Origin of the sequence: Paraburkholderia sp. BR10954, from assembly GCF_040965775.1 — a bacterium.
GTDB classification, from domain to species: domain Bacteria; phylum Pseudomonadota; class Gammaproteobacteria; order Burkholderiales; family Burkholderiaceae; genus Paraburkholderia; species Paraburkholderia youngii.
The window spans coordinates 482,618-503,045 of record NZ_JBFRCK010000002.1 but is presented as its reverse complement, the minus strand read 5'-3'; the positions used below and the strand labels follow the sequence as shown (position 1 = coordinate 503,045).

At 63.1% G+C, this 20,428-nt stretch carries 21 protein-coding genes; 4 read left to right on the top strand and 17 right to left on the bottom strand.

Features of this window, described 5'->3' with window-relative positions; genetic code table 11:
- Positions 1 to 8 precede the first annotated feature (8 nt).
- From AB4Y34_RS05015 to AB4Y34_RS04990, 6 genes are all read right to left on the bottom strand, one after another.
- Positions 9 to 929, bottom strand: a complete 921-nt coding sequence (locus tag AB4Y34_RS05015; RefSeq protein ID WP_368715413.1) for a glycosyltransferase family 2 protein — start codon at positions 927 to 929, stop codon at positions 9 to 11.
- Positions 930 to 987: 58 nt separating this feature from the next.
- Positions 988 to 1,890, bottom strand: a complete 903-nt coding sequence (rfbD, locus tag AB4Y34_RS05010) for a dTDP-4-dehydrorhamnose reductase (RefSeq protein WP_368715412.1) — start codon at positions 1,888 to 1,890, stop codon at positions 988 to 990.
- A 9-nt stretch (positions 1,891 to 1,899) separates the two neighbouring features.
- Complete coding sequence (gene rfbC / locus AB4Y34_RS05005) at positions 1,900 to 2,451, bottom strand: dTDP-4-dehydrorhamnose 3,5-epimerase (RefSeq protein ID WP_368715411.1); 552 nt, start codon at positions 2,449 to 2,451, stop codon at positions 1,900 to 1,902.
- Positions 2,436 to 3,329, bottom strand: coding sequence for a glucose-1-phosphate thymidylyltransferase RfbA (gene rfbA, locus AB4Y34_RS05000; RefSeq protein ID WP_368715410.1), 894 nt, complete (start codon positions 3,327 to 3,329; stop codon positions 2,436 to 2,438). The genes rfbC and rfbA overlap by 16 nt, the downstream gene beginning before the upstream one ends.
- 10 nt (positions 3,330 to 3,339) lie before the next feature.
- Positions 3,340 to 4,401 carry a dTDP-glucose 4,6-dehydratase gene (gene rfbB, locus AB4Y34_RS04995; protein WP_368715409.1) on the bottom strand — a complete coding sequence of 354 codons (1,062 nt, stop codon included), beginning with the start codon at positions 4,399 to 4,401 and terminating at the stop codon, positions 3,340 to 3,342.
- A 384-nt stretch (positions 4,402 to 4,785) separates the two neighbouring features.
- Positions 4,786 to 5,697 carry a GDP-mannose 4,6-dehydratase gene (locus tag AB4Y34_RS04990; RefSeq protein ID WP_368715433.1) on the bottom strand — a complete coding sequence of 304 codons (912 nt, stop codon included), beginning with the start codon at positions 5,695 to 5,697 and terminating at the stop codon, positions 4,786 to 4,788.
- A gap of 171 nt (positions 5,698 to 5,868) precedes the next feature.
- Here AB4Y34_RS04990 and AB4Y34_RS04985 point away from each other — a divergent pair, with 171 nt between their 5' ends.
- Entirely contained in the window at positions 5,869 to 6,741 is an 873-nt protein-coding gene (locus AB4Y34_RS04985) for a symmetrical bis(5'-nucleosyl)-tetraphosphatase (RefSeq protein WP_368715408.1), read from the top strand.
- 36 nt (positions 6,742 to 6,777) lie between these two features.
- Here AB4Y34_RS04985 and AB4Y34_RS04980 read toward each other — a convergent pair whose 3' ends face one another.
- From AB4Y34_RS04980 to AB4Y34_RS04945, 8 genes are all read right to left on the bottom strand, one after another.
- Entirely contained in the window at positions 6,778 to 7,635 is an 858-nt protein-coding gene (locus AB4Y34_RS04980) for a lysophospholipid acyltransferase family protein (RefSeq protein WP_368715407.1), read from the bottom strand.
- A 38-nt stretch (positions 7,636 to 7,673) separates the two neighbouring features.
- Complete coding sequence (locus tag AB4Y34_RS04975; RefSeq protein WP_368715406.1) at positions 7,674 to 8,954, bottom strand: dihydroorotase; 1,281 nt, start codon at positions 8,952 to 8,954, stop codon at positions 7,674 to 7,676.
- A gap of 60 nt (positions 8,955 to 9,014) precedes the next feature.
- Positions 9,015 to 10,040: an aspartate carbamoyltransferase catalytic subunit gene (locus AB4Y34_RS04970; protein WP_008920711.1), complete on the bottom strand. Its 1,026-nt coding sequence runs from the start codon at positions 10,038 to 10,040 to the stop codon at positions 9,015 to 9,017.
- Positions 10,041 to 10,103: 63 nt separating this feature from the next.
- On the bottom strand, positions 10,104 to 10,643 hold the full coding sequence (gene pyrR, locus AB4Y34_RS04965) for a bifunctional pyr operon transcriptional regulator/uracil phosphoribosyltransferase PyrR (protein WP_368715405.1): 540 nt from the start codon (positions 10,641 to 10,643) through the stop codon (positions 10,104 to 10,106).
- Positions 10,630 to 11,070 carry a Holliday junction resolvase RuvX gene (ruvX, locus tag AB4Y34_RS04960; RefSeq protein WP_368715404.1) on the bottom strand — a complete coding sequence of 147 codons (441 nt, stop codon included), beginning with the start codon at positions 11,068 to 11,070 and terminating at the stop codon, positions 10,630 to 10,632. Before ruvX ends, pyrR begins: the two co-directional genes overlap by 14 nt.
- A 10-nt stretch (positions 11,071 to 11,080) precedes the next feature.
- Positions 11,081 to 11,659: a YqgE/AlgH family protein gene (locus AB4Y34_RS04955; protein WP_013088593.1), complete on the bottom strand. Its 579-nt coding sequence runs from the start codon at positions 11,657 to 11,659 to the stop codon at positions 11,081 to 11,083.
- 308 nt (positions 11,660 to 11,967) lie between these two features.
- Positions 11,968 to 13,374: a hypothetical protein gene (locus AB4Y34_RS04950; protein WP_368715403.1), complete on the bottom strand. Its 1,407-nt coding sequence runs from the start codon at positions 13,372 to 13,374 to the stop codon at positions 11,968 to 11,970.
- A 296-nt stretch (positions 13,375 to 13,670) separates the two neighbouring features.
- Positions 13,671 to 13,841, bottom strand: a complete 171-nt coding sequence (locus tag AB4Y34_RS04945) for a rubredoxin (protein ID WP_006047743.1) — start codon at positions 13,839 to 13,841, stop codon at positions 13,671 to 13,673.
- Between the two features lie 298 nt (positions 13,842 to 14,139).
- Here AB4Y34_RS04945 and AB4Y34_RS04940 point away from each other — a divergent pair, with 298 nt between their 5' ends.
- The 3 genes from AB4Y34_RS04940 to cysC all read left to right on the top strand — a co-directional run bounded on the left by AB4Y34_RS04940 (position 14,140) and on the right by cysC (position 17,050).
- The gene (locus AB4Y34_RS04940) at positions 14,140 to 15,003 is read left to right on the top strand and encodes a hydroxymethylpyrimidine/phosphomethylpyrimidine kinase (RefSeq protein WP_368594610.1); all 864 of its coding nucleotides are present in this window, start codon (positions 14,140 to 14,142) and stop codon (positions 15,001 to 15,003) included.
- A 170-nt stretch (positions 15,004 to 15,173) separates the two neighbouring features.
- Positions 15,174 to 16,385, top strand: coding sequence for a chondroitin 4-O-sulfotransferase (locus AB4Y34_RS04935; protein ID WP_368715402.1), 1,212 nt, complete (start codon positions 15,174 to 15,176; stop codon positions 16,383 to 16,385).
- Positions 16,386 to 16,411: 26 nt separating this feature from the next.
- Entirely contained in the window at positions 16,412 to 17,050 is a 639-nt protein-coding gene (gene cysC / locus AB4Y34_RS04930) for an adenylyl-sulfate kinase (protein WP_368715401.1), read from the top strand.
- Between the two features lie 201 nt (positions 17,051 to 17,251).
- Here cysC and groL read toward each other — a convergent pair whose 3' ends face one another.
- The 3 genes from groL to AB4Y34_RS04915 all read right to left on the bottom strand — a co-directional run bounded on the left by groL (position 17,252) and on the right by AB4Y34_RS04915 (position 20,367).
- Positions 17,252 to 18,892, bottom strand: coding sequence for a chaperonin GroEL (gene groL / locus AB4Y34_RS04925; protein ID WP_176109409.1), 1,641 nt, complete (start codon positions 18,890 to 18,892; stop codon positions 17,252 to 17,254).
- A gap of 53 nt (positions 18,893 to 18,945) precedes the next feature.
- Complete coding sequence (gene groES, locus AB4Y34_RS04920; RefSeq protein ID WP_008923887.1) at positions 18,946 to 19,236, bottom strand: co-chaperone GroES; 291 nt, start codon at positions 19,234 to 19,236, stop codon at positions 18,946 to 18,948.
- 831 nt (positions 19,237 to 20,067) lie between these two features.
- Positions 20,068 to 20,367: a glycosyltransferase family 2 protein gene (locus AB4Y34_RS04915; RefSeq protein ID WP_368715432.1), complete on the bottom strand. Its 300-nt coding sequence runs from the start codon at positions 20,365 to 20,367 to the stop codon at positions 20,068 to 20,070.
- Positions 20,368 to 20,428: the final 61 nt, after the last annotated feature.

The following is a 20,428-nucleotide window of genomic DNA, read 5'->3' as shown; positions in this document are numbered from 1 at the left end:
GTACCTTGTCATGGTCGATCGAGCCGGCCCATGCGGCCGGTCAACCCGTGCCAGATTCCCATCAGCGCCATTCGCAAATGGCCCAGACGTGGCTGAAGAAACAACCCATAAATCGCCAATCGAAACGGGAACTTGACGAGTTCCGTAGACTTCCAGGTCCACGGAATATAGCTCCGTTTGATTAGAGCAACTGCATTCCTGAAGAGGTAATAATGACGTAGCGGGCTATGGCTCGGATATTGCCGGCCGAGCACTCGAACCGGTTCGCCGCCCAGTTCATGCGCGAGCCGCAACCCCGGCGCCCCCAGTACTGCGTAACCTCTCGACCTCGCTCTCGCGCACCATTCAAGATCGACGAAGTCAATGAACAACGCGTCATCCATCGGACCAATTTCCTGCCAGATGGCCAGATTGATGCAAGAGCCCGAGCTGATCAGAAAATCGATCTCGAGCGGCTGTGTGCCAACGACCGGAATCCGCTGCAGCTTCAGGTATCCAAAGCGAACGAAGGGCGCAACACCGCCGAGGCGGGCATCCTCGTATGCCGGACCGATCAATGCAACTCGGCCACGCTGGCGCTCTTCGTCGTCGAGCAAACGCGGCAACTCGTCCAGTAGCTGGCTTGACGGCTCGCTATCCTGGTCGAAGATCAGCGCGCAGGTGCATCCTGCCTTCAGGAGCACCTCGACGCCTTGATTGATGCCCGTCGCGATTCCCCGGTTGGCGCCGTTCGCGACGTAGACGATTCGCTTGTCGAGACCAATCTGCGCGGCACTCTGCGTCTGCTCGGTATTGTCGACGACAACGCAAAGGCCCGCGTCTGCATAGCGATTCGCCCGACGGACGCAAGCAGCATCCGGTCGATAAAACACAACGACGATCCCGGAAGATACATTACCGGACAAGACGCCACGATCAGCTGGAGTCATGGAAGGCAATTACCTTTCAACAATGGATCGGCAGCTACCGCGCCACTGGTGGCCACGGCTATGCACATTGACCGGCCATGCAGAGTCGCAACGCATCCCGCCAGTCCGGCATCGAAAGCCCGAAGGTCTCGGTAAGCTTGCGATGCGACATTCGTGAATTTGCCGGACGTTTCGCGGGAACGGGATAATCGATCGTGCCGATCGGTACGACGCGCGGCCCTTCCTCTCCCATTGCAGCATCAAAGATTGCTTGTGCGAAACCGTGCCATGATGTCTCGCCCGCTGCAGTCAGGTGATAGACGCCCGAACGCTCGCGCCACCAGTCAGCATTATTCGCAGCGAGGCCTTGCGCGATGATGTGCGATGTCGATGTCGCAATGGTATTGGACCAGGTAGGCGCTCCGATCTGATCGGCAACCACGCGCAATTCAGGCCGCTCCTTACCCAGCTTCAACATGGTCAGAAAAAAGTTCTTTCCACGCGCTCCATACACCCAGCTAGTACGCAAGATCAGATGCTCGCAGCCGGACGCAGCAATGACCTGCTCTCCCGCGAGCTTGCTCTTGCCGTATACGTTTTGCGGATTGGTCGAATCGTCCTCGACGTAGGGTGCGTTCTTCGTTCCGTCGAAGACATAGTCGGTCGAATAGTGGATCAGCGCGGCGCCGAGCTTTTTTGCTTCCTCGGCGAGCACGCCCGGTGCTTCGCCGTTGATACGCATCGCCAGATCGCGCTCTTCTTCGGCCTTATCGACCGCGGTATAAGCGGCCGGATTGACGATCAGCGCGGGACGCAAGTCGCGCACCACCGCGCGAATCTGATCGAGGTTCGACAGATCGAGCCGCGAGCGGTCGACCGCGACCACGTTGCCGAGCCCTTGCAGCGTGCGCGCGAGCTCATAGCCGACCTGGCCATTTACGCCGGTGACGAGAATCGTCCGTGTCGCGTCGTGTGCGCTCATGCGTTTCCCCTATGCGTAGACTTCGGCGTCGGCGAGACGCTTGCCCGCCGCATCCTTGGCCGCGAGCAGCGGCTCGAAGTCGATCGGCCATTCGATGCCGATCGACGGATCGTTCCATACGATGCTGCGCTCGTGCTCGGGAAACCAGTAATCCGTGGTCTTGTAGAGGAACTGCGCGGACTCCGACAGCACGACGAAGCCGTGTGCGAAACCGGGCGGCACCCACAGCTGCCGGTGGTTTTCGACCGACAGCGTCACGCCGACCCACTTGCCGAAGTTCGGCGAACTCTTGCGGATGTCGACGGCCACGTCGAATACCTCGCCCTCGACCACGCGCACGAGCTTGCCCTGCGCATGCTGGATCTGATAGTGCAGACCGCGCAGCACGCCGCGCGCCGAGCGCGAGTGATTGTCCTGCACGAACTCGACGCCCGGCTCGACCTTCTCAGCGAATTCGAGCGCATTGAAGCTTTCGAAGAAGAAGCCACGCGCATCGCCGAACACCTTCGGCTCGATGATCTTGACTTCGGGCAGCGCGGTAGCGGTTACCTGGATGGCCATGCGACTTGATCCGTGAGAATGTTTTGCAGGTAGTGCCCGTAGGCATTTTTCGCGAGCGGCTTGGCGAGTGCGAGCAGTTGCTCGCCGTCGATCCACTGACGCCGGTACGCGATCTCTTCCGGACACGCGACCACCAGACCCTGGCGCTTCTGCAGCGTCGCGATGAACGTGGCGGCTTCGATCAGCGAATCGTGCGTGCCGGTGTCGAGCCACGCATAACCGCGCCCCATGATCTCGACGTTCAGCGACGCGTTCGCGAGATAGCGCGAGTTGACATCGGTGATTTCGAGCTCGCCGCGCGGCGACGGACGGATGTCGGCGGCGATGTCGCAGACCTGCTTGTCGTAGAAGTAAAGACCGGTGACCGCGTAGTTCGAACGCGGCTTCGCGGGCTTTTCCTCGATCGACAACGCGCGGAACTGCTGGTCGAATTCGACCACGCCGTAGCGCTCCGGGTCCTGCACGTGATACGCGAACACGGTCGCGCCTTCGGTTTGATCGTCGGCGCGCTCGAGTTGCTTCGCGAGATCGTGGCCGTAAAAAATGTTGTCGCCGAGAATCAACGCCGACGGATCGTTGTTCACGAACTCGCGGCCGATGATGAACGCCTGCGCGAGCCCATCCGGCGACGGCTGCACCGCGTACTGGATGTTCATGCCCCACTGGCTGCCGTCACGGAGCATCGCCTCGAAGCGCGGCGTGTCCTGCGGCGTGGAGATGATCAGCACGTCGCGAATCCCCGCCACCATCAGCGTGGACAGCGGGTAGTAGATCATCGGCTTGTCGTACACCGGCAGCAGTTGCTTGGAGACGACGTGCGTGATCGGATACAGGCGAGTGCCCGAACCGCCTGCGAGAATAATGCCTTTGCGCGCCATTGCCGTGCCTTTACGCGCGCTGCGCGTAGTTGGTCTCGACCCACTTCCGGTACTCGCCCGAAGCGACTTCGTCGACCCATTGCTGGTTGTCGAGATACCACTGGACCGTTTTGGCGAGTCCCGTTTCGAACGTTTCCGCCGGCTTCCAGCCGAGTTCGCGCTCGAGCTTGCGGGCGTCGATCGCGTAACGGCGGTCGTGGCCCGGACGATCAGTCACATAGGTGATCTGGTCGCGATAGGAGCCCGCCGCCTTCGGACGCTGCTTGTCGAGCAGGTCGCAAAGTGTGTGCACGACCTCGAGATTCTTCTTCTCGTTCCAGCCGCCGACGTTGTACGTTTCGCCCGGCGTGCCGCGTGCGAGCACTTCACGAATCGCGCTGCAATGGTCGCCGACGTACAGCCAGTCGCGCACGTTCTGCCCGTCGCCATACACCGGCAGCGGCTTGCCGCCGAGCGCGTTGGCGATCATCAGCGGAATCAGCTTCTCGGGGAACTGGTACGGGCCGTAGTTGTTCGAGCAATTGGTGGTCAGCACCGGCAGGCCGTACGTGTGATGGTAGGCGCGCACGAGATGATCCGAGCCGGCCTTGGTTGCCGAATAGGGGCTATTCGGCGCGTACGGCGTGGTTTCGGAGAATTGCGGATCGGTTGCGGACAGCGAGCCGAACACTTCGTCGGTCGATACATGCAGGAAGCGGAACGCGGCGCGCTCCGCCTCACCCCGCGTGTTCCAGTAGCTGCGTGTCGCTTCGAGCAACGTGAAGGTGCCGACCACGTTGGTCTGCACGAAATCGGCCGGACCGTGAATCGAGCGATCCACATGGCTCTCGGCCGCGAAATGCAGCACGGCGCGCGGCTTGTGTTCCGCCAATAGCGCGTCGAGCGCGGCGCGATCGCAGATGTCGACGCGCGCGAAAATGTGTTTGGAATTGCCCTGTAGCGACTTCAGCGTGCCCAGATTACCGGCGTAGGTCAGTTTGTCTACGTTGAGCACCGCTTCGTCCGACGCATTCAGCCAGTCGAGCACGAAATTGGCGCCGATGAAGCCGGCACCGCCCGTTACCAGGATCATTTAATTCCCTTGTCGATGTTAGTGACAGGCAGCGAAGAACTTGCGACCCGTTCACCCCGTGTGGTGTCTGTTTCTCTGGCCGACCGACGCGTCCCGCGGAGAGCGGACACTCAGACGCCAATTTTATGAAGCCCCAATTATAAAGCTGCCCAGTGCAAAAACTAGAACCCTAACAACTTGAAACAGCTTGACAGAATTCGTTGCCGCTGGCACGCAAAATGGAGTCTTTCGGTGCGATTACGCGCATTTTGACGCTTGTAATGATCTGCACGACATACTATGCGGTCCGGCGCGCAAAGACTGGGAAACGAACAGGAAGACGGGCAAAAACGCCGCGAAAGGCCGCGAATGCAGACCATCAGGAGATTGCTCGCGTGAACGCGCTCAGGCCGCGAGCATCCAGCGCAGCGTATCGATGAACGGGATCGACTCGACCGCCGGCACCAGCGAGTGCAATTTGGCGGGCGATCCGGCAAGCATCTTGACGTCCGTTTGCCGGACAAAGGCGGGATTGACCTGGACTTCGATGTCGTGACCGGTGAGTTCGCTCGCGGTCGTCAGGATCTCACGCAACGAATACGGCGTGCCGGTGCAGACGTTGACGATCTCGGCGGCGACATCGGAGTCGAGCAGCGCGTCATACGCGCTCGCCACATAACGCACGTCGGAGAAGTCGCGCGCGATGTCGATATTGCCGAGTTCGATCGAGGCCGCGCGCCGCGCGAAGTGGCTGACGATCTTCGGCACGAGGAAGTTCACCGCCTGGCCGCGGCCGGTGTAGTTGAACGGCCGCACGATCAGGATCGGCAGACGGTCGAACCATGTGCGCACCAGCGCTTCCATCGCGGCCTTGCTGGCCGCGTAATGATTGACCGGCGTCAGCGCAAAGCTCTCGTCGATCGCGGCGCTGCTGACGTTGCCGTACACGTTCGCGCTGCTTGCGATCAGCAGCTTGCGCGGCACGTGGCCGATCGCGGCGCAGGCTTCCAGCAGGTTCAGCGTGCCGATCACGTTGACGCGATAAAAGTCGAGCGGATCGTTGTGTCCCACGAAGCTGATCGCGGCCAGATGCACGATGTAATCGGGCCGCACGGCGTCGAGCACGCGCCGGCAGTCTTCCGGTGAGGTGATATCGAGCTTGACGCGTGTCGGCGTGTCGGGCTCGTCGCGGCCGGACACCGCTTCGATCACGGTGTGCCCACGCCCGATCAGCTTCTCGACCAGATAGCGGCCGGTAAAACCGTTCGCACCGGTGACGAGCGTGCGAAATGATTGCTTCGCGGCGGGAGACGACATGCTGGCTTCGTTCACGAGAGAGTCATCCTGTTGTTGTATTGGAAAAGCGCGCGGTCCATAGCGCGATATCCGAACCGCAAACGGGCTATTATGTCACGCTAGCTTGCTGCTCTGCCCAGCGTGGCACGCGTCGTGCAACACCGCGCGTATCGAATCGATCCGATTTCCTCGATGACACCCCACAACGCTTCCAGTACGTCCGCTCCTCTCGTTCCTCTTGCTTTCGGCGATCTGCAAGGCTGCCGTGCGCCGTTTCAGCAACTGCTCGCCAAGGCCGCGCCGCCGGACGGCACACCGCTGTGGTTCGCCGGCGATCTGATCAACCGCGGCCCCGACTCGCTCGACACTTTGCGCGACGTCATCGCGTTCGGCGAGCGCGCGGTGCCGGTGCTCGGCAATCACGATCTGCATCTGCTGTCGGTGTCGGCGGGGATTCGCAAGTCGAAGAAAGGCGACACGATCGAAGACATCCTCGCCGCGCCCGATGCCGCCGATCTGCTCGAGTGGATTCGCCACCGGCCGCTCGCGCATTTCGACAACGGCATGCTGATGGTGCACGCGGGCGTGCTGCCGCAATGGGATACGACGCTGACGCTGGAACTCGCCGACGAATTGCAGCGCGCGCTGCGTGCGCCGAACTGGAAAGAAACGCTTGCCGGCCTGTACGGCAACGAGCCGAACCGCTGGAAGCCGGGCCTGAAGGGAATCGAGCGTCTGCGCGTTACGTGCAGCGCGTTGACGCGCATGCGCTTTTGCAGCGCCGATGGGGTGATGGATTTCAGCAGCAGCGGCACGCTCGCATCCACGCCGAGCGGTTGCATGCCATGGTTCGACGTGCCGTCGCGCCAGACCGCCGACGTGACCGTCGTGTTCGGTCATTGGGCCGCGCTCGGCCTGATGCTGCGCGACAACCTGATCGGCCTCGACTCGGGTTGCGTGTGGGGGCAGAAGCTGTCGGCGGTACGGCTCGCGCGAAATCCTGCGGAGCGTACGTTGACGCAGGTCGATTGCGGTTCGTGCGGTGTGCCGCGCGGGGGCAATTAAACAGAAGCCGGCGACGCTGCCCGGCAGCGCCGCCGCTCAGGCCGAGCGGCGCGGCTGATCGACGGGCTCGATCAGCGTTTGCGGCGTCTCGGCGGCGTCGCTCGACGACGCGGCAGCTACCACGTCGCCTTCTTGCGCGACCGTCCCCGCCACTGCGTTGCCGGCCTGCATGTCCCGCAACGCGTTCGCCACCACGTTCTGAGCCTGCGCCGCGAGCACCCGCCGGTCGGCGTTCGGTGCGAGCGGCGCGCCGACATAGACGTGAGCGGTTAGCGGACCGCCACGCAACAGCATGTCGAGCGAGTCGGACAACGAGACATCGTCGATATACGCGGGTGCGGTCGACTGCCGGCCCTGCGCATCCTCGTACATGATGCACAGCGGTTGCACCGGCACACCGGCCGACACCGCCGCCTGAAACATGTTCGCGTGAAACGGCAGCAACTCGAGCCCGTTCGACGTCGTGCCTTCGGGGAACACGCACATCAGTTCACCCGCACTGAGGCGATCGGCGAGTTCGTGCATGATCCGCTTCGCGTCGCTGCGCTTCTCCCGCTGGATGAACACCGTGTCGAGCTGCTGCGCGAGCCAGCCGACCACCGGCCATCGACGGATCTCCGCCTTCGACACGAAAGGCGTCGGCCGCCACGCGTTGATCACGTAGATGTCGATCCACGAGATGTGATTGGCGACGACGAGCGCGCCACGATCGAGCCGCACCGCATCGTTATGCACGACAAGGCGCATGCCGCACAGCCGCAGCATCTTCAGCGACCACGCGCGATTGAGCGCGTGACGCCGCTCGGCGCTCGCGTTCGGAAAGCGCGTCGCGACGGTCCACATGCCGTGCAGCAGATGCGTGATGAGACGGATCTTGCGTAACGCGAGCTTCATGGGCGGGGCCTTCCTTGACTGGACCGAGACGATGCCGCTCAGCGCTGCTCGTACGCGAGCTGACCCGACACGACGGTCGCGCGCACCTGCGCCGGCAGCTCGTAGCCGAGGAACGGCGTGTTGTGCCCCTGGCTCTTCAGCGCGCGCGGCTCGACGCGCCAGTGAGCATGACGGTCGAACACGCAGAGGTCGGCCACCGCGCCGACCGCGATACGGCCAGCCGCTTCGAGGCCGAGCACCTGTGCCGGCGCCGCGGTGATGCGATTGAGCGCGCTCGGGAGCGGCACGCCCGCTTCGTCGGCCCACTTGACCGTCAGCGACAGGAACAGTTCGAGGCCGGTTGCGCCGGGCGTCGCTTCGGCGAACGGCAGCAGCTTTTCGTCGTCGTCGACCGGCGTGTGCGCCGAGCAGATCGCGTCGATCGTGCCGTCGACGAGGCCTGCGCGGATCGCTTCGCGATCGCGCTGCTGACGCAGCGGCGGATCGAGCCGGAACTGCGCGTCGAAATAGCCGATGTCGAGATCGATCAGATGCACGTGGTTCACGGTGACGTCGCACGACACCGGCAGGCCTTCGGCCTTTGCCGCGCGCACGAGCGCGACGCCCGCCGCCGACGACACATGCGACACATGCACGCGCGCGCCGGTCACGCGCACGAGTTCGAAGATCGTATGCAGCGCGATCGTTTCGGCAGACACCGGCACGCCCGACAAACCGAGCCGCGACGCCAGCGCGCCACTCGCGGCGACGCCGCCCTTGCCGAGGTACGCATCGACGGGACGCAGCCACACGGTGAAGCCATAGGTCTTCGCGTATTGCAGCGCGCGCATCAGCACCTGGGTATCGACGATCGGCGTATCGGCCTGTGAGAAGCCGACGCAGCCCGCCTCGGTCAGCTGGACCATCTCGGTGATGACCTGCCCCTTCAGACCGACCGTCAGCGCGCCGAGCGGATACACGTGCGCCTTGTTCAGATTGCGCGCGCGGAACTTCAGCATTTCGACGAGGCCCGGTTCGTCGAGCGTCGGATCGGTGTCCGGCGGACATACGAGGCTCGTCACGCCGCCCGCGAGCGCCGCGGCCATTTCCGAGCCGAGCGTCGCCTTGTGCTCGTAGCCCGGCTCGCGCAAACGCGCGCACAGGTCGACGAGACCCGGCGCGATCGACAGACCCTGGGCGTTGAGCGTGCGCTCCGCCTGGAAGCCGGCCAGCGCCTGGCCGAGAGCGGCGATCTTGCCCGCCTCGATAAAAATGTCCTGCTGCTGTTCGGTGCCCGCTACCGGATCGATCAGCGTGCCGCCTTGAATATGAATCTTCATGCGCTGCCTTTGTTAAACCTGTGGTTCAGCCTGTGCTTCGGCTTCCTGATGAGTCGCTGCTTAATCGTTGTTACCCGCGACGATCCCCATCACCGCCATGCGCACCGCGATACCGAACGTCACCTGATTCAGGATCACCGATTGCGGGCCGTCCGCGACCTGCGAGTCGATCTCGACGCCACGGTTCATCGGACCGGGGTGCATCACGATCGCATCCGGGGCGGCGAGCGCGAGACGCTCGGGCGTCAGCCCCCAGCTCTTGAAGTACTCCTGCGACGACGGCAGCAACGCGCCGCTCATGCGTTCGTTCTGCAGGCGCAGCATGATGATGACGTCGACGTCCTTCAGCCCTTCGTCGAGGTTGTGGAACACGCGCACGCCCATCTGTTCGAGGCCGCCCGGCAGCAGCGTGCGCGGACCGATCGCGCGCACTTCGGGCACGCCGAGCGTGGTCAGCGCATGAATGTCCGAACGCGCGACGCGCGAATGCAGGATGTCGCCGACGATCGCCACGCGCAGCTTCGTGAAGTCTTTCTTGTAGTGGCGGATCGTGTACATGTCGAGCAGACCCTGCGTCGGGTGCGCGTGACGGCCGTCGCCGGCGTTGATCACGTGCACGTGCGGCGCGCAATGCTGCGCGATCAGGAACGGCGCGCCGCTCGACGCATGACGCACGACGAACAGATCCGCGTGCATCGCCGACAGGTTGTTGATCGTGTCGAGCAGCGATTCGCCCTTGCTCGTCGACGACGCGTTGATGTTCAGATTCAGCACGTCGGCCGACAGCCGCGTGGCCGCGATCTCGAACGTGGTACGGGTGCGCGTCGAGTTCTCGAAGAACAGGTTGAACACCGACTTGCCGCGCAACAGCGGCACCTTCTTCACTTCGCGATCAGTCACGCTGACGAACTGGTCGGCGGTCTCGAGAATGTGATTGACGATGGCCTTCGGCAAGCCCTCGATCGACAGCAGATGCTTGAGCTCGCCGTTCTTCGTGAGCTGCGGGTTGCCCTTCAGGAAGCCGTAGCGGAAGCGCTCGGATGCGCTAGCGGAGGAATCTTGCGGAGCCTGGGTGGCGGTGTTCATGATGTACCTGCTTCAAATACGGGCTTCAACGTGATCGAGGTCGGCGCGCCGCGCGCGCGAGTTTCAATCGACGCGTGCTTCAGTGTGAAAAGAGAACCGCTGGCCGCCCGCGCCGTCGTCTTCATGGGCCAGCACGAGCGTCGCGTCGGCCGGCACGTCGACCACGCCGCCGACGAAGCGCGCCGCCACCGGCAACTCGCGTCCGCCCCGATCGGCGAGCACCGCGAGTTCGACCGACGCAGGCCGGCCATAGTCGTACAGCTCGTTTACCGCCGCGCGAATCGTGCGGCCGGTGTACAGCACGTCGTCGACCAGCACGATGCGGCTGCCATCGACCGCGAACGGCAGCGAGGTCGGGCTCGCCTGCGCGTGCAGCCCTTTCTTCGCGTAGTCGTCGCGATGCAGCGCGACGTTCACCACGCCGAAGCTCGGCAGGTTCAGGTCGCGCGCGAGCCGCTCGGCGAGCCATGCGCCGCCGCTATGGATACCCGCGAGCACCGCCGCCTGGGCGCCGTCGTGCGCTGCGGCGAGCTGGTCGCCATAGGCCGCGCGAATCTGGTCGAGCAACGCGCGATACAGCGCTTCGGCGTCAATGGGACTCATGATCGTCGGAAAGTCCGTCAAGATATTGCTGGAGGATGATGCTCGCGGCTTCGGCATCGAGCATGTCGGCGCGGGCGTTGCCGGCGCGGATTTGCGCCTCGGCCTCGACCGACGAGTAGCGCTCGTCGACCCACGTGACCGGCAGATTGAAGCGGCCGTTCAGCTGGTTGCCGAAGCGCTTCGCGAGCTGCGTGCGCTCGTGCGGTGTGCCGTCGGGGTGCATCGGCAAACCGACCACCAGCGCATCGGGCTTCCATTCGGCGATCAGCTTGCCGAGCGCTTCCAAACGGTACTCCTTGCTGCGGTTCTGCACGACGACGAGCGGCCGCGCGCGGCGCGTCAGCGAATTGCCGACCGCCACGCCGATACGTTTCACGCCGTAGTCGAACGCAAGCAGCGTCGCCTCACGTCCGGCCGGCGGATTCATGCACGGCCCCTCATGCGTGCCCGGCCTCGCCCGACAGCATCGACAGCGACACGCCGAGCAGCGCGAGCGCCGCTTCGAGACGATCTTCGGCCGGCACGTCGAAGACGATCTTCGGATCGGCCTCGACCGTCAGCCAGCCGTTCTTCGAGATTTCGTCTTCGAGCTGACCGGCGCCCCAGCCGGCGTGGCCGAGCGTCAGCAGGAAACGCTCCGGACCGTTGCCGCTCGCGACGGCCTCGAGCACGTCTTTCGAGGTGGTCATTTCTAGCCCGCCCGGCACCGACATCGACGACGTGTACGCGCTGCCGCCTTTCGGATCGTGCAGCACGAAGCCGCGCTCGGTTTGCACCGGGCCGCCGAAATACACGGGAACATGGAGAAGAGGTTCGATCTCGAGCTTCAGATCGATGCGATTGAAGAGCGCTTCCAGGTCGATATCGGTCGGCCGGTTGATCACGAGGCCGAGCGCGCCGCGCTCACTGTGATCGCAAAGGTAGACCACCGTTCCTGAAAACGTCGGATCGGCCATGTTCGGCATGGCGATCAGGAACTGGTTGGTCAGATTGATGCGATCGGTACTCTTGGACATAGTTCGGATTTTAGCAAAGACGATGCGCGATGGCGGGCTGCTTTGAGCATTGCAACGCGTTGGGTTGCACGCTACGTGCGGCGTCATCGACGCCGGATCAAGTTCCACTCTATCACGCGCGCGACTCGCGCCATGCCGCGATCAGGCGCCGAAACACCGCGTAGAACGGCAGGTTCGACGCGTGTCGCGAAGTAGCGGGGTTGTGACTCGTCAAAATGGGTTTCAGCGGATTCGGCGCGCGTCGGTCGAGGCGTTGCGGACGCAATTCGCGCGCCACGTCGCGCGTTTGGTTCGGCCTGGCTTGCGCTTCACGCGCCGCCCTGCTCGATCGCGCGCGTGAGCGCGGTGAGCGCCGCCTGCGTGAAGCTGCCGCCGGCCGGCCCAACGCCCGCGGCGACCTTGTGCAGCGACGCGCGCAACGCCTCGGCGGCCTGCTCGAGCGTGTCGGCCGCCGGCGCGCCGACGATCACGTGTACGCGCACCGCCGGCGTCGCGACGGCCGCATGCGCCCGACGCCGCCATGCGAGCCCGAGCGCATCGGCGAGCAGCGCCACGTGACCGAGGCCGAGCGCGCAGGCGGCCGAGCCGAGCCGGTAGGCGGCGTCGCCCGCCTGCAGTGCTTCGCTCGGGTCGGCTTTCTCTGGCTGATCGGCCGCGCGGGCATGCGCGGCGAGCGCCTCGATCGACGCTTCGGCGGTCTGCAGGAAATCTTCGTACGCGTTCGCGTTGACACTCAGCACGCCGAGATCGCGCGTGTGCGGCAGCGACTGCGCCTCGAGCGCGCGCGCCTCCCACAGCGCTTCCGACGACTGCGTGCCGGCGACGTGCCAGTCGACGGTCAAGCCGTGATCGTGCAGCACCTCGACCTGGTCGGCGTCCTGGGCGGCCGCGCCGAACAGCGCGTAGTCGCGCCACAGCAGCGCGAGCGTCGCGCGCACCAGCGAACGGGGCGCGCGCTCGATGCCGCGCGCGTGATCGGCGAGCGCCAGGTTGCAGCGCGCGTAAAAGCGCCGTGCCTCGATATCGCGAATGGCGTGGCCGCGCGCGCGCAGCGCCTTCGCGCAGGCGCGCGCGAGCCGCCAGAAGTCGTAGGGATCGGGACCGGCGAGTTCGGTGAACACGGCGTCGAGCTCGTCGAGCGCGGCGTTCGTGACCGCAAGCGCCACCGCGCTACCCGTGTCGGCCTGCGAGCGCAGCACCGGCAGCAGAGCGCGCTCGTAGCGCGCCCGCAGATGTGCCAGCTGATCGGCCGATTGAGCGTGCAGCGACGCCGGGGGCACCGGCCGCGCGCACAGCGCGAGCTCTTCGAACGCGACGGCGGAGCCCGGCGCGGGTTCGACGAGTTGCGCGCACAGCTCGCGGTAATGGTTGAACAGCGTCGGCGAGCAGCTGAGCTCGCGCAGATTGTGACGTTCGAGCGCCGCGCGGAAGTCGCGCAGCGCCGCGCCGAACACCGGCCGGGCGCTTTGCGCTTCGGCCGACTCGTCGCTCGCGAGCGGCGAGAGCCGCACCAGCGCGTCGGCGAAACGCTGCGCGCTGAGCCAGCCCGCCGTGCGCAAGGCATGCGACGCACGCAGCAGCGCGGCACCGCTCTCGTGACGCTGCTCGAACGCGAGCGACGCCTCGGCGAGCGCCAGTTCGGCCGGGCGGACCGCGCCGCCGCGCGGGTTCGGCAGTGCATCGTTGGAAACGGGTGCTGCGGATCGAAGAGTCATGGGCAGGCGACACGAAGCTGACGGCGCCGTCGCTTCGCGCCGCGTGCCGAGTGAGCGGCCACCGCGCGAACCGGCGACAGGACAATGACAGACTACCGTTGCGACACGACGCGTCCGGCGATGTTCCGCGCTAGCGCGCTGAGACAGGCGCCGGGCGCGCCGGACGCATCAAGCGATTGCAGCAATTGTGCGGTGGCGACACCGCTCACTTTCGGGATTGAAGCTCAGGGTTCAGGTTCGGGACCGAACCTCGGGACACCGTTTTGGGGCCGAAGCTTGCGGGGGCTTGCCGTGCTTCAGATCTGGACCATTTCGAAGTCTTCCTTGCGCGCTCCGCACTCGGGACACGTCCAGTTGATGGGCACGTCTTCCCAGCGCGTGCCCGGCGCAATGCCTTCGTCGGGCAAGCCGGCCTCTTCGTCGTAAATCCAGCCGCAAATCAGGCACATCCAGCTTTGATATTCCATTCTTTTGTCGCGTCGTTGAGTCCGTGGAAACGGGAGCCATGATGGTACCGTGTTGGCGCCCCCATGCCTAGCAATCGAAAACGCGCAACCGCAGCGTGGACCGGCCTTCGGCGGGGCGCCCGCGCGCCGTGCCAGCGCCGCTTGCGGCGTCTTGCCACGCGTTGGGCGGGTGCCAGCGACACGGTGGAGCGGGCCCTCGGGCAAGCCGCGCGAAAAAACGCCCTGTCAACGGTTTAGGCCGCATAATTGAGCCAATTGCGCACTGTGCGCCGAAATCCTGCTTTTCTTATCCATTTTCATGCCCAGCGACACGCCTCCGATCGTCCTCACCTTCGGCCTCTCCGATCCCACTGGCGGCTCCGGCCTGCAGGCGGACCTGATGACACTTGCCAGCATGGGCTGCCACGGCGTATCCGTGCTCACGGGCTATACCGTGCGCGACTCGGCGAGCTGCGATGAAGTCACCGGCCTCGACCCTGACATCGTCGCGACGCAGGCGCGCATGCTGCTCGAGGACATGCCGATCGCCGCCTTCAAGGTCGGCGCGTGCACGCGCGCCGAGGTGGTCAGCGCGATCGCGGAAGTGGTCGCCGACTACGACGATGTCCCGCTGATCCTCGCCCCGGACTTCACGCTCGACGACGAACACGTCCTCGCCGCCGACGAACTGCGCGAAGCGATCGCCGATCTGCTCGCCCCGCAAACCACGCTGCTGGTCGCCGACTCGTCAACGCTGCTCGCGCTTGCGCAGCCCGACGGCGACGCGGAGGCGCCGAGCCTCGACGCCGCGATCTCGCATCTGCTGTCGCAGGGCTGCGAGTACATTCTGTCGACCGAAACCGGCACGCACCGGCTCGTCAACACGCTTTTCAGCGAGGACGGCCAGTTGCGTCAGGACTTGTGGGACCGTGCGCCCCATCGGCTGACGGGCCTGACCGATACGCTTGGCGCGGCGATCGCCGCGCTGCTCGCCAACGGCCAGGAGCCCGCGGAAGCGGTGCGCGAAAGCCAGGAGTATCTGTACCAGGCGGTGCGCAATGCGTTCCGGCCCGGCATGGGGGCGTACATGCCCGATCGTTTCTTCTGGGCACGCGGCAGCGACGACGACGAAACCCCGCCGGCCCAAGGCAAGGGCGCAGCGCCCGGGGAAGCGCGACACTGACCTCGTCATTCTTCGGTAATCGAGTAGAAACCCGCTATCAGGCGGGTTTTTTCATTCAGCGCGTCTTCGCGCCAATGTAACCAGACGTGTTCCTGCGTAATTAAACGTTACAACGTCAAGGACACCTTTTGCCTAGACTTTACGCATCACTGACAGCCATATGTCCCCACATGTCTTTTCCGACCTTTTTTATCCATCCACCGAAATGCGGCGGTTCGACCGTTATTTCGTGCTTTGATTTGAACAAAGGTAATGATCAATTCATTAGCTTTGTTTGGGATCAGGATGGGTGGGGAAACTGTCGCGCGAAGCTGCTCGAGACGCAAGTCGGCGGTGGACATCATCCGTTTGGGATTCATCGGGTGATGAAACATCCGGTCAACTACTGCACGATCCTGCGCGATCCGCTCTCGCGCCACATCTCTCACTACCGGTATGCCGCGAACGGCAAGAACGGCCAAATCATGCGCGGGGTCAGCGTGTCGACGCCGGAGGCTATGGCGCTTCAAGGCGTGCTATCGCTCGACGAGTGGGTCAGCGAATCGCTCGGCGGCCGGAACCTGTTCGTGCAGATGCTGAGCGGCGAACCGGCGGTCAACGAAGCATCCCTCGCCGTCGCGCAAATCCATTTGCGCGAACATATCGGTACCGTGGGCGTCTGCGAGGACATGAGCGAATTCTTACTGCGGTTGTGCGGTTCGACCGGAATGAAATTACGGTTCTGCTTCCAAGCGAACCGCATTAATGGCAAACCGAATGGCACAGCCCTGTTAAGCGAAGCAGCAAGACCGAAATTTATCGATGACAATAGTCTTGATTATGAGCTGTTTCGCGATGCCAATCGCATCGTCGAAGCTTATGCGAAAAAATCGGGCAGCGTCTTTTCGAATGCACTCGAATTGGTCCGCGTGATCCAGGCAGAAATAGATCAGCTCGAGAATCCGCACATTTATAGCGCAACCGTTCTAGGCATCGACGGCTCATTCCTGTCGCGCGTGCATCAGGTGATCCGCCGCTTCGATCTGACGCCGATCGATACTTATCTGGAGTTCGCGCAAAGCCAGCGGCGTCCGCTAGCCGACCTGTTCGACGGCTTCGTCGACACGGTGGGGGACGGTGTAGTGCGCGGCTGGGCCGTCAACTTGAGCAGGCCAGAGCGGCAAGTGCCGCTCGAAGTGCGGATCGGCGCGCAGATCGTCGCAACCGGCCTCAGCGGCGAACCGCGGCCCGATGTGGCAAGCGCCGGCTATCCGAGTTCGAACAGCGGATTTTCAATTGCGCTGCCAGACGGCATCCCAGAAGGCTTTTGCGTTACGATCGCGGATTCCACGGAACGCCTGCACAACGCTGGCACGTGGCGACAAGGCTGGCACTGCGAGTGAGCCAAAGGAGACAGGAGAACTTATACATGAAAGAGCCGCCCATCTTCGTGCAACGCTTCACCGGCAAGATCGCGGCGCAGGACCGCATGCGCATATTCGATCAGACGCCCGCCACGATATGGCTGACCGGCCTGTCCGGCGTCGGTAAATCCACACTGGCGTTCGCGCTCGAAGAGCGGCTAATCGCGCTCGGTCATGCCTGCTATGTGCTCGACGGCGATAACATCCGCCACGGTCTGGCGAGCGACCTGGGCTTCGAGCGCGACGACCGGCGCGAAAACATCCGCCGCGTCGCGCACGTCGCCCAGTTGATGAACGATGCGGGTTTGATCGTGATTACCGCGCTGATTTCACCGCTACGCGAAGACCGCGCAATGGCGCGCGAGATCATCGGAGCCGACAAGTTCGTCGAAACCTACGTGTCCGCCTCGCTCGCCATCTGCGCAAGCCGCGATCCCAAAGGTCTTTACGCGAAAGCGAGGTCTGGCGAGATCAGCTCGTTCACCGGCGTATCAGCGCCCTATGAAGCACCGATCGATCCTGACCTGCACGTCGAAACCGGAACGCTGAGCCCCGCGCAAAGCGTCGCGCAGATTTTCCACTACCTGCACGAAAAGTGTCTCGGAAGATCGGCTCAGCGTACGGCTCACGTCGCGGGCGCCTGATCCGGACAAAGGGCGTCCGGAAGCGCTTGCTGGCCGCCACATCAACGCCGGCTCCAAACGAAAAAACCCGCCTGAGCGGGTTTTTTCGTTTGAGGAAACGCCTCGCGGCGCCCCCCCACATGATCTTCCAAGCGAGCCTCGTCCGTGATCCAGACGCGCGGCAGTTCAACCACGCGGCCGGACCACGAGGCCCGAGCGGAATTACATGTCCATGCCCATGCCGCCCATGCCGCCGGGCATGCCGCCAGGCATCGGAGCTTCTTCCTTCGGCAGTTCGCAGACAGCTGCGTCGGTCGTCAGCAGCAGGCCAGCAACCGAAGCTGCGTTTTGCAGCGCCGTGCGCGTCACCTTCGTCGGGTCCACGACACCTGCGTCAACCAGGTCGACGTACTCGCCGGTCGCTGCGTTGTAGCCGTAGTTGCCCTTGCCAGCAGCAACCGCTGCCACGACGACGCTCGCTTCTTCGCCACCGTTGGTGACGATCTGGCGCAGCGGCTCTTCCATTGCACGCAGAACGATCTTGATACCTGCGTCCTGATCGGCGTTTGCGCCCTTCAGGCCAGCGATCGCCGTACGCGCACGGATCAGCGCGACGCCGCCACCAGCGACGATGCCTTCTTCCACAGCTGCGCGCGTTGCGTGCAGTGCGTCTTCGACACGTGCCTTCTTTTCCTTCATTTCGACTTCGGTCGCAGCACCGACCTTGATCACTGCAACGCCGCCTGCCAGCTTGGCAACGCGTTCTTGCAGCTTTTCACGGTCATAGTCCGAGGTCGCTTCTTCGATCTGCTTGCGCACTTGCTTGACGCGAGCTTCGATGTTCGCTGCTTCGCCAGCGCCGTCGATGATCGTGGTGTTTTCCTTGCCCACTTCGATACGCTTCGCCTGGCCCAGTTCAGCCAGCGTTGCCTTCTCGAGCGTGAGGCCGGTTTCTTCTGCGATGACCTGGCCGCCGGTCAGGATCGCGATGTCTTCCAGCATCGCCTTACGACGATCGCCGAAGCCCGGTGCCTTCACAGCAACGGTCTTCAGGATGCCGCGGATGTTGTTGACGACCAGCGTTGCGAGCGCTTCGCCTTCGACATCTTCAGCGATGATCAAGAGCGGACGGCCAGCCTTCGCGACTTGTTCCAGAACCGGCAGCAGATCACGGATGTTCGACACCTTCTTGTCGTGCAGCAGCACGAACGGGTTGTCGAGCACGGCAACTTGCTTGTCCGGGTTGTTGATGAAGTACGGCGACAGGTAGCCGCGGTCGAATTGCATACCTTCGACGACGTCCAGCTCGTCTTGCAGCGACTTGCCGTCTTCGACGGTGATCACGCCTTCCTTGCCGACCTTGTCCATTGCTTCAGCGATGCGCTCGCCGATCGACGAATCGCTGTTCGCCGAGATCGCGCCAACCTGGGCGATTTCCTTGTTGGTCGTGCACGGCTTGCTGATCTTGCGCAGTTCTTCGATTGCGGCTGCAACAGCCTTGTCGATGCCGCGCTTCAGGTCCATCGGGTTCATGCCCGATGCGACGTACTTCATGCCTTCGCGGACGATCGATTGCGCGAGAACCGTAGCGGTCGTCGTGCCGTCGCCTGCGTTGTCGCTGGTCTTGGAAGCGACTTCCTTGACCATTTGCGCGCCCATGTTCTGGAGCTTGTCTTTCAGTTCGATCTCTTTTGCGACCGACACACCGTCCTTGGTGACCGTCGGGCCGCCGAAGCTGCGCTCGAGGACCACGTTGCGGCCCTTCGGACCCAGCGTGACCTTCACGGCGTTGGCGAGAATGTTCACGCCTTCGACCATCTTGGCACGGGCGGAATCACCGAATACGACGTCTTTAGCTGCCATCTTCTAACTCCTTGAATACTTTGGATATCACCGGGGAAGTAGCGACTTTGCGCTTACTTCTGCACCACGGCCATGATGTCTTCTTCGCGCATCACCAGCAGTTCGTTGCCGTCGACCTTGACGGTCTGGCCTGCGTACTTGCCGAACAGGACGCGGTCGCCGACCTTCACGTCGAGGGCGATCGCTGCGCCCTTGTCGTCGCGCTTGCCCGGGCCGACTGCGAGGATTTCACCTTGATCCGGCTTTTCCGCTGCGGCTTCGGGAATCACGATGCCCGACGCGGTCTTGGTTTCCTGATCCAGACGCTTGACGATCACGCGATCATGCAAAGGACGAAGGTTCATACATACTCCTCTCTGATTGAGACTGAAGAACGCTGAGAAAACCCGGCTGGACGAGCCAACCGGAGATGTTGTTAGCACTCTCGTGCAGCGAGTGCTAATTATATGGACGGGTAGTGACAAATTCAAGAAGTGGGGAGCAGCTGTCGAGGTTCATTCAACTTTGAACTTTGGTCATCTAAGTTGGAACTCCCCGTCCCCTCACACGCCTGGGATGTTCAACAAATTTCCCACGTAAAAACAACTATATAGCGCCAGTCCATAGAGGTAGGTGCACCGACTGACGGAACCCCGACGCCACCGCACTCTATGATGAAGCGACCATTGCACCTTGCGGCTGGGTGTACCCAGGGAATTCCCGCCCCCAGACGGGACGCGGTCAGAAATAGGAAAGATGTAGCCAGCGAAGTTGCCGGGTCTTGATCGAACCCCCTTTATTGATGGCGCTGTTTGGGGGCGTCCGTGTGGATAGCACTCCGTGCTACACATGAAATATCACGCTTAACCGCGTTCGAATCGGAGACGCCTGCCGGACAATCAGTGGTAGCGGTCACCCAGCACCATACCTTGGTCGTTTAGGTGGAGTCCTAGCGGCACCGAGCAATTCACCGCGGGGGTCTAGCGATGCTGCAGGTGCTAAGGGTTCTCGCCGAGTCGATGTCCACTTAGGGGCAGGCCGAGTCAGGGGCTGTGGGACTCAGTGCGGCGAGGGACAGTCATTCGGGGTTGCACGGCGATCGTCAGACCGGAGCAGTCTACGGTCGAATGGCTGCTCGCCGAGTTGACCTACTGTGACCGGCTGGCTGCATATCCGTCCGTCGAACCGGGTCACCTTCATTCCAGGGCCCGCCGCAGGAAATCAGGATGAATCTTGTCGTCGCCATCAAGCGGCACAAAGAGATCGCCATTTGCCTGGGCGAAGCCGAAATTTCGCGCTGCAGCGACCCCTGCGTTTTTCTTGGCGAACGACCGGAACCGATGATCCTTTTTTGCGTATCGCTGAAAGACGGCCTCCGAGTCGTCCGTCGAACCATCGTTGACAACGATACATTCCCAATCGGTAAACGACTGATGCAACACTGATTCGAGCGTTTCAGCGATGAATTCCTGCTGGTTAAAGCATGGAACAACGATAGATATTTTTGCCGTGACTCAATGTAATGCTTCTGTTGCCGCGTTTGGCCTCGGCAGTGCC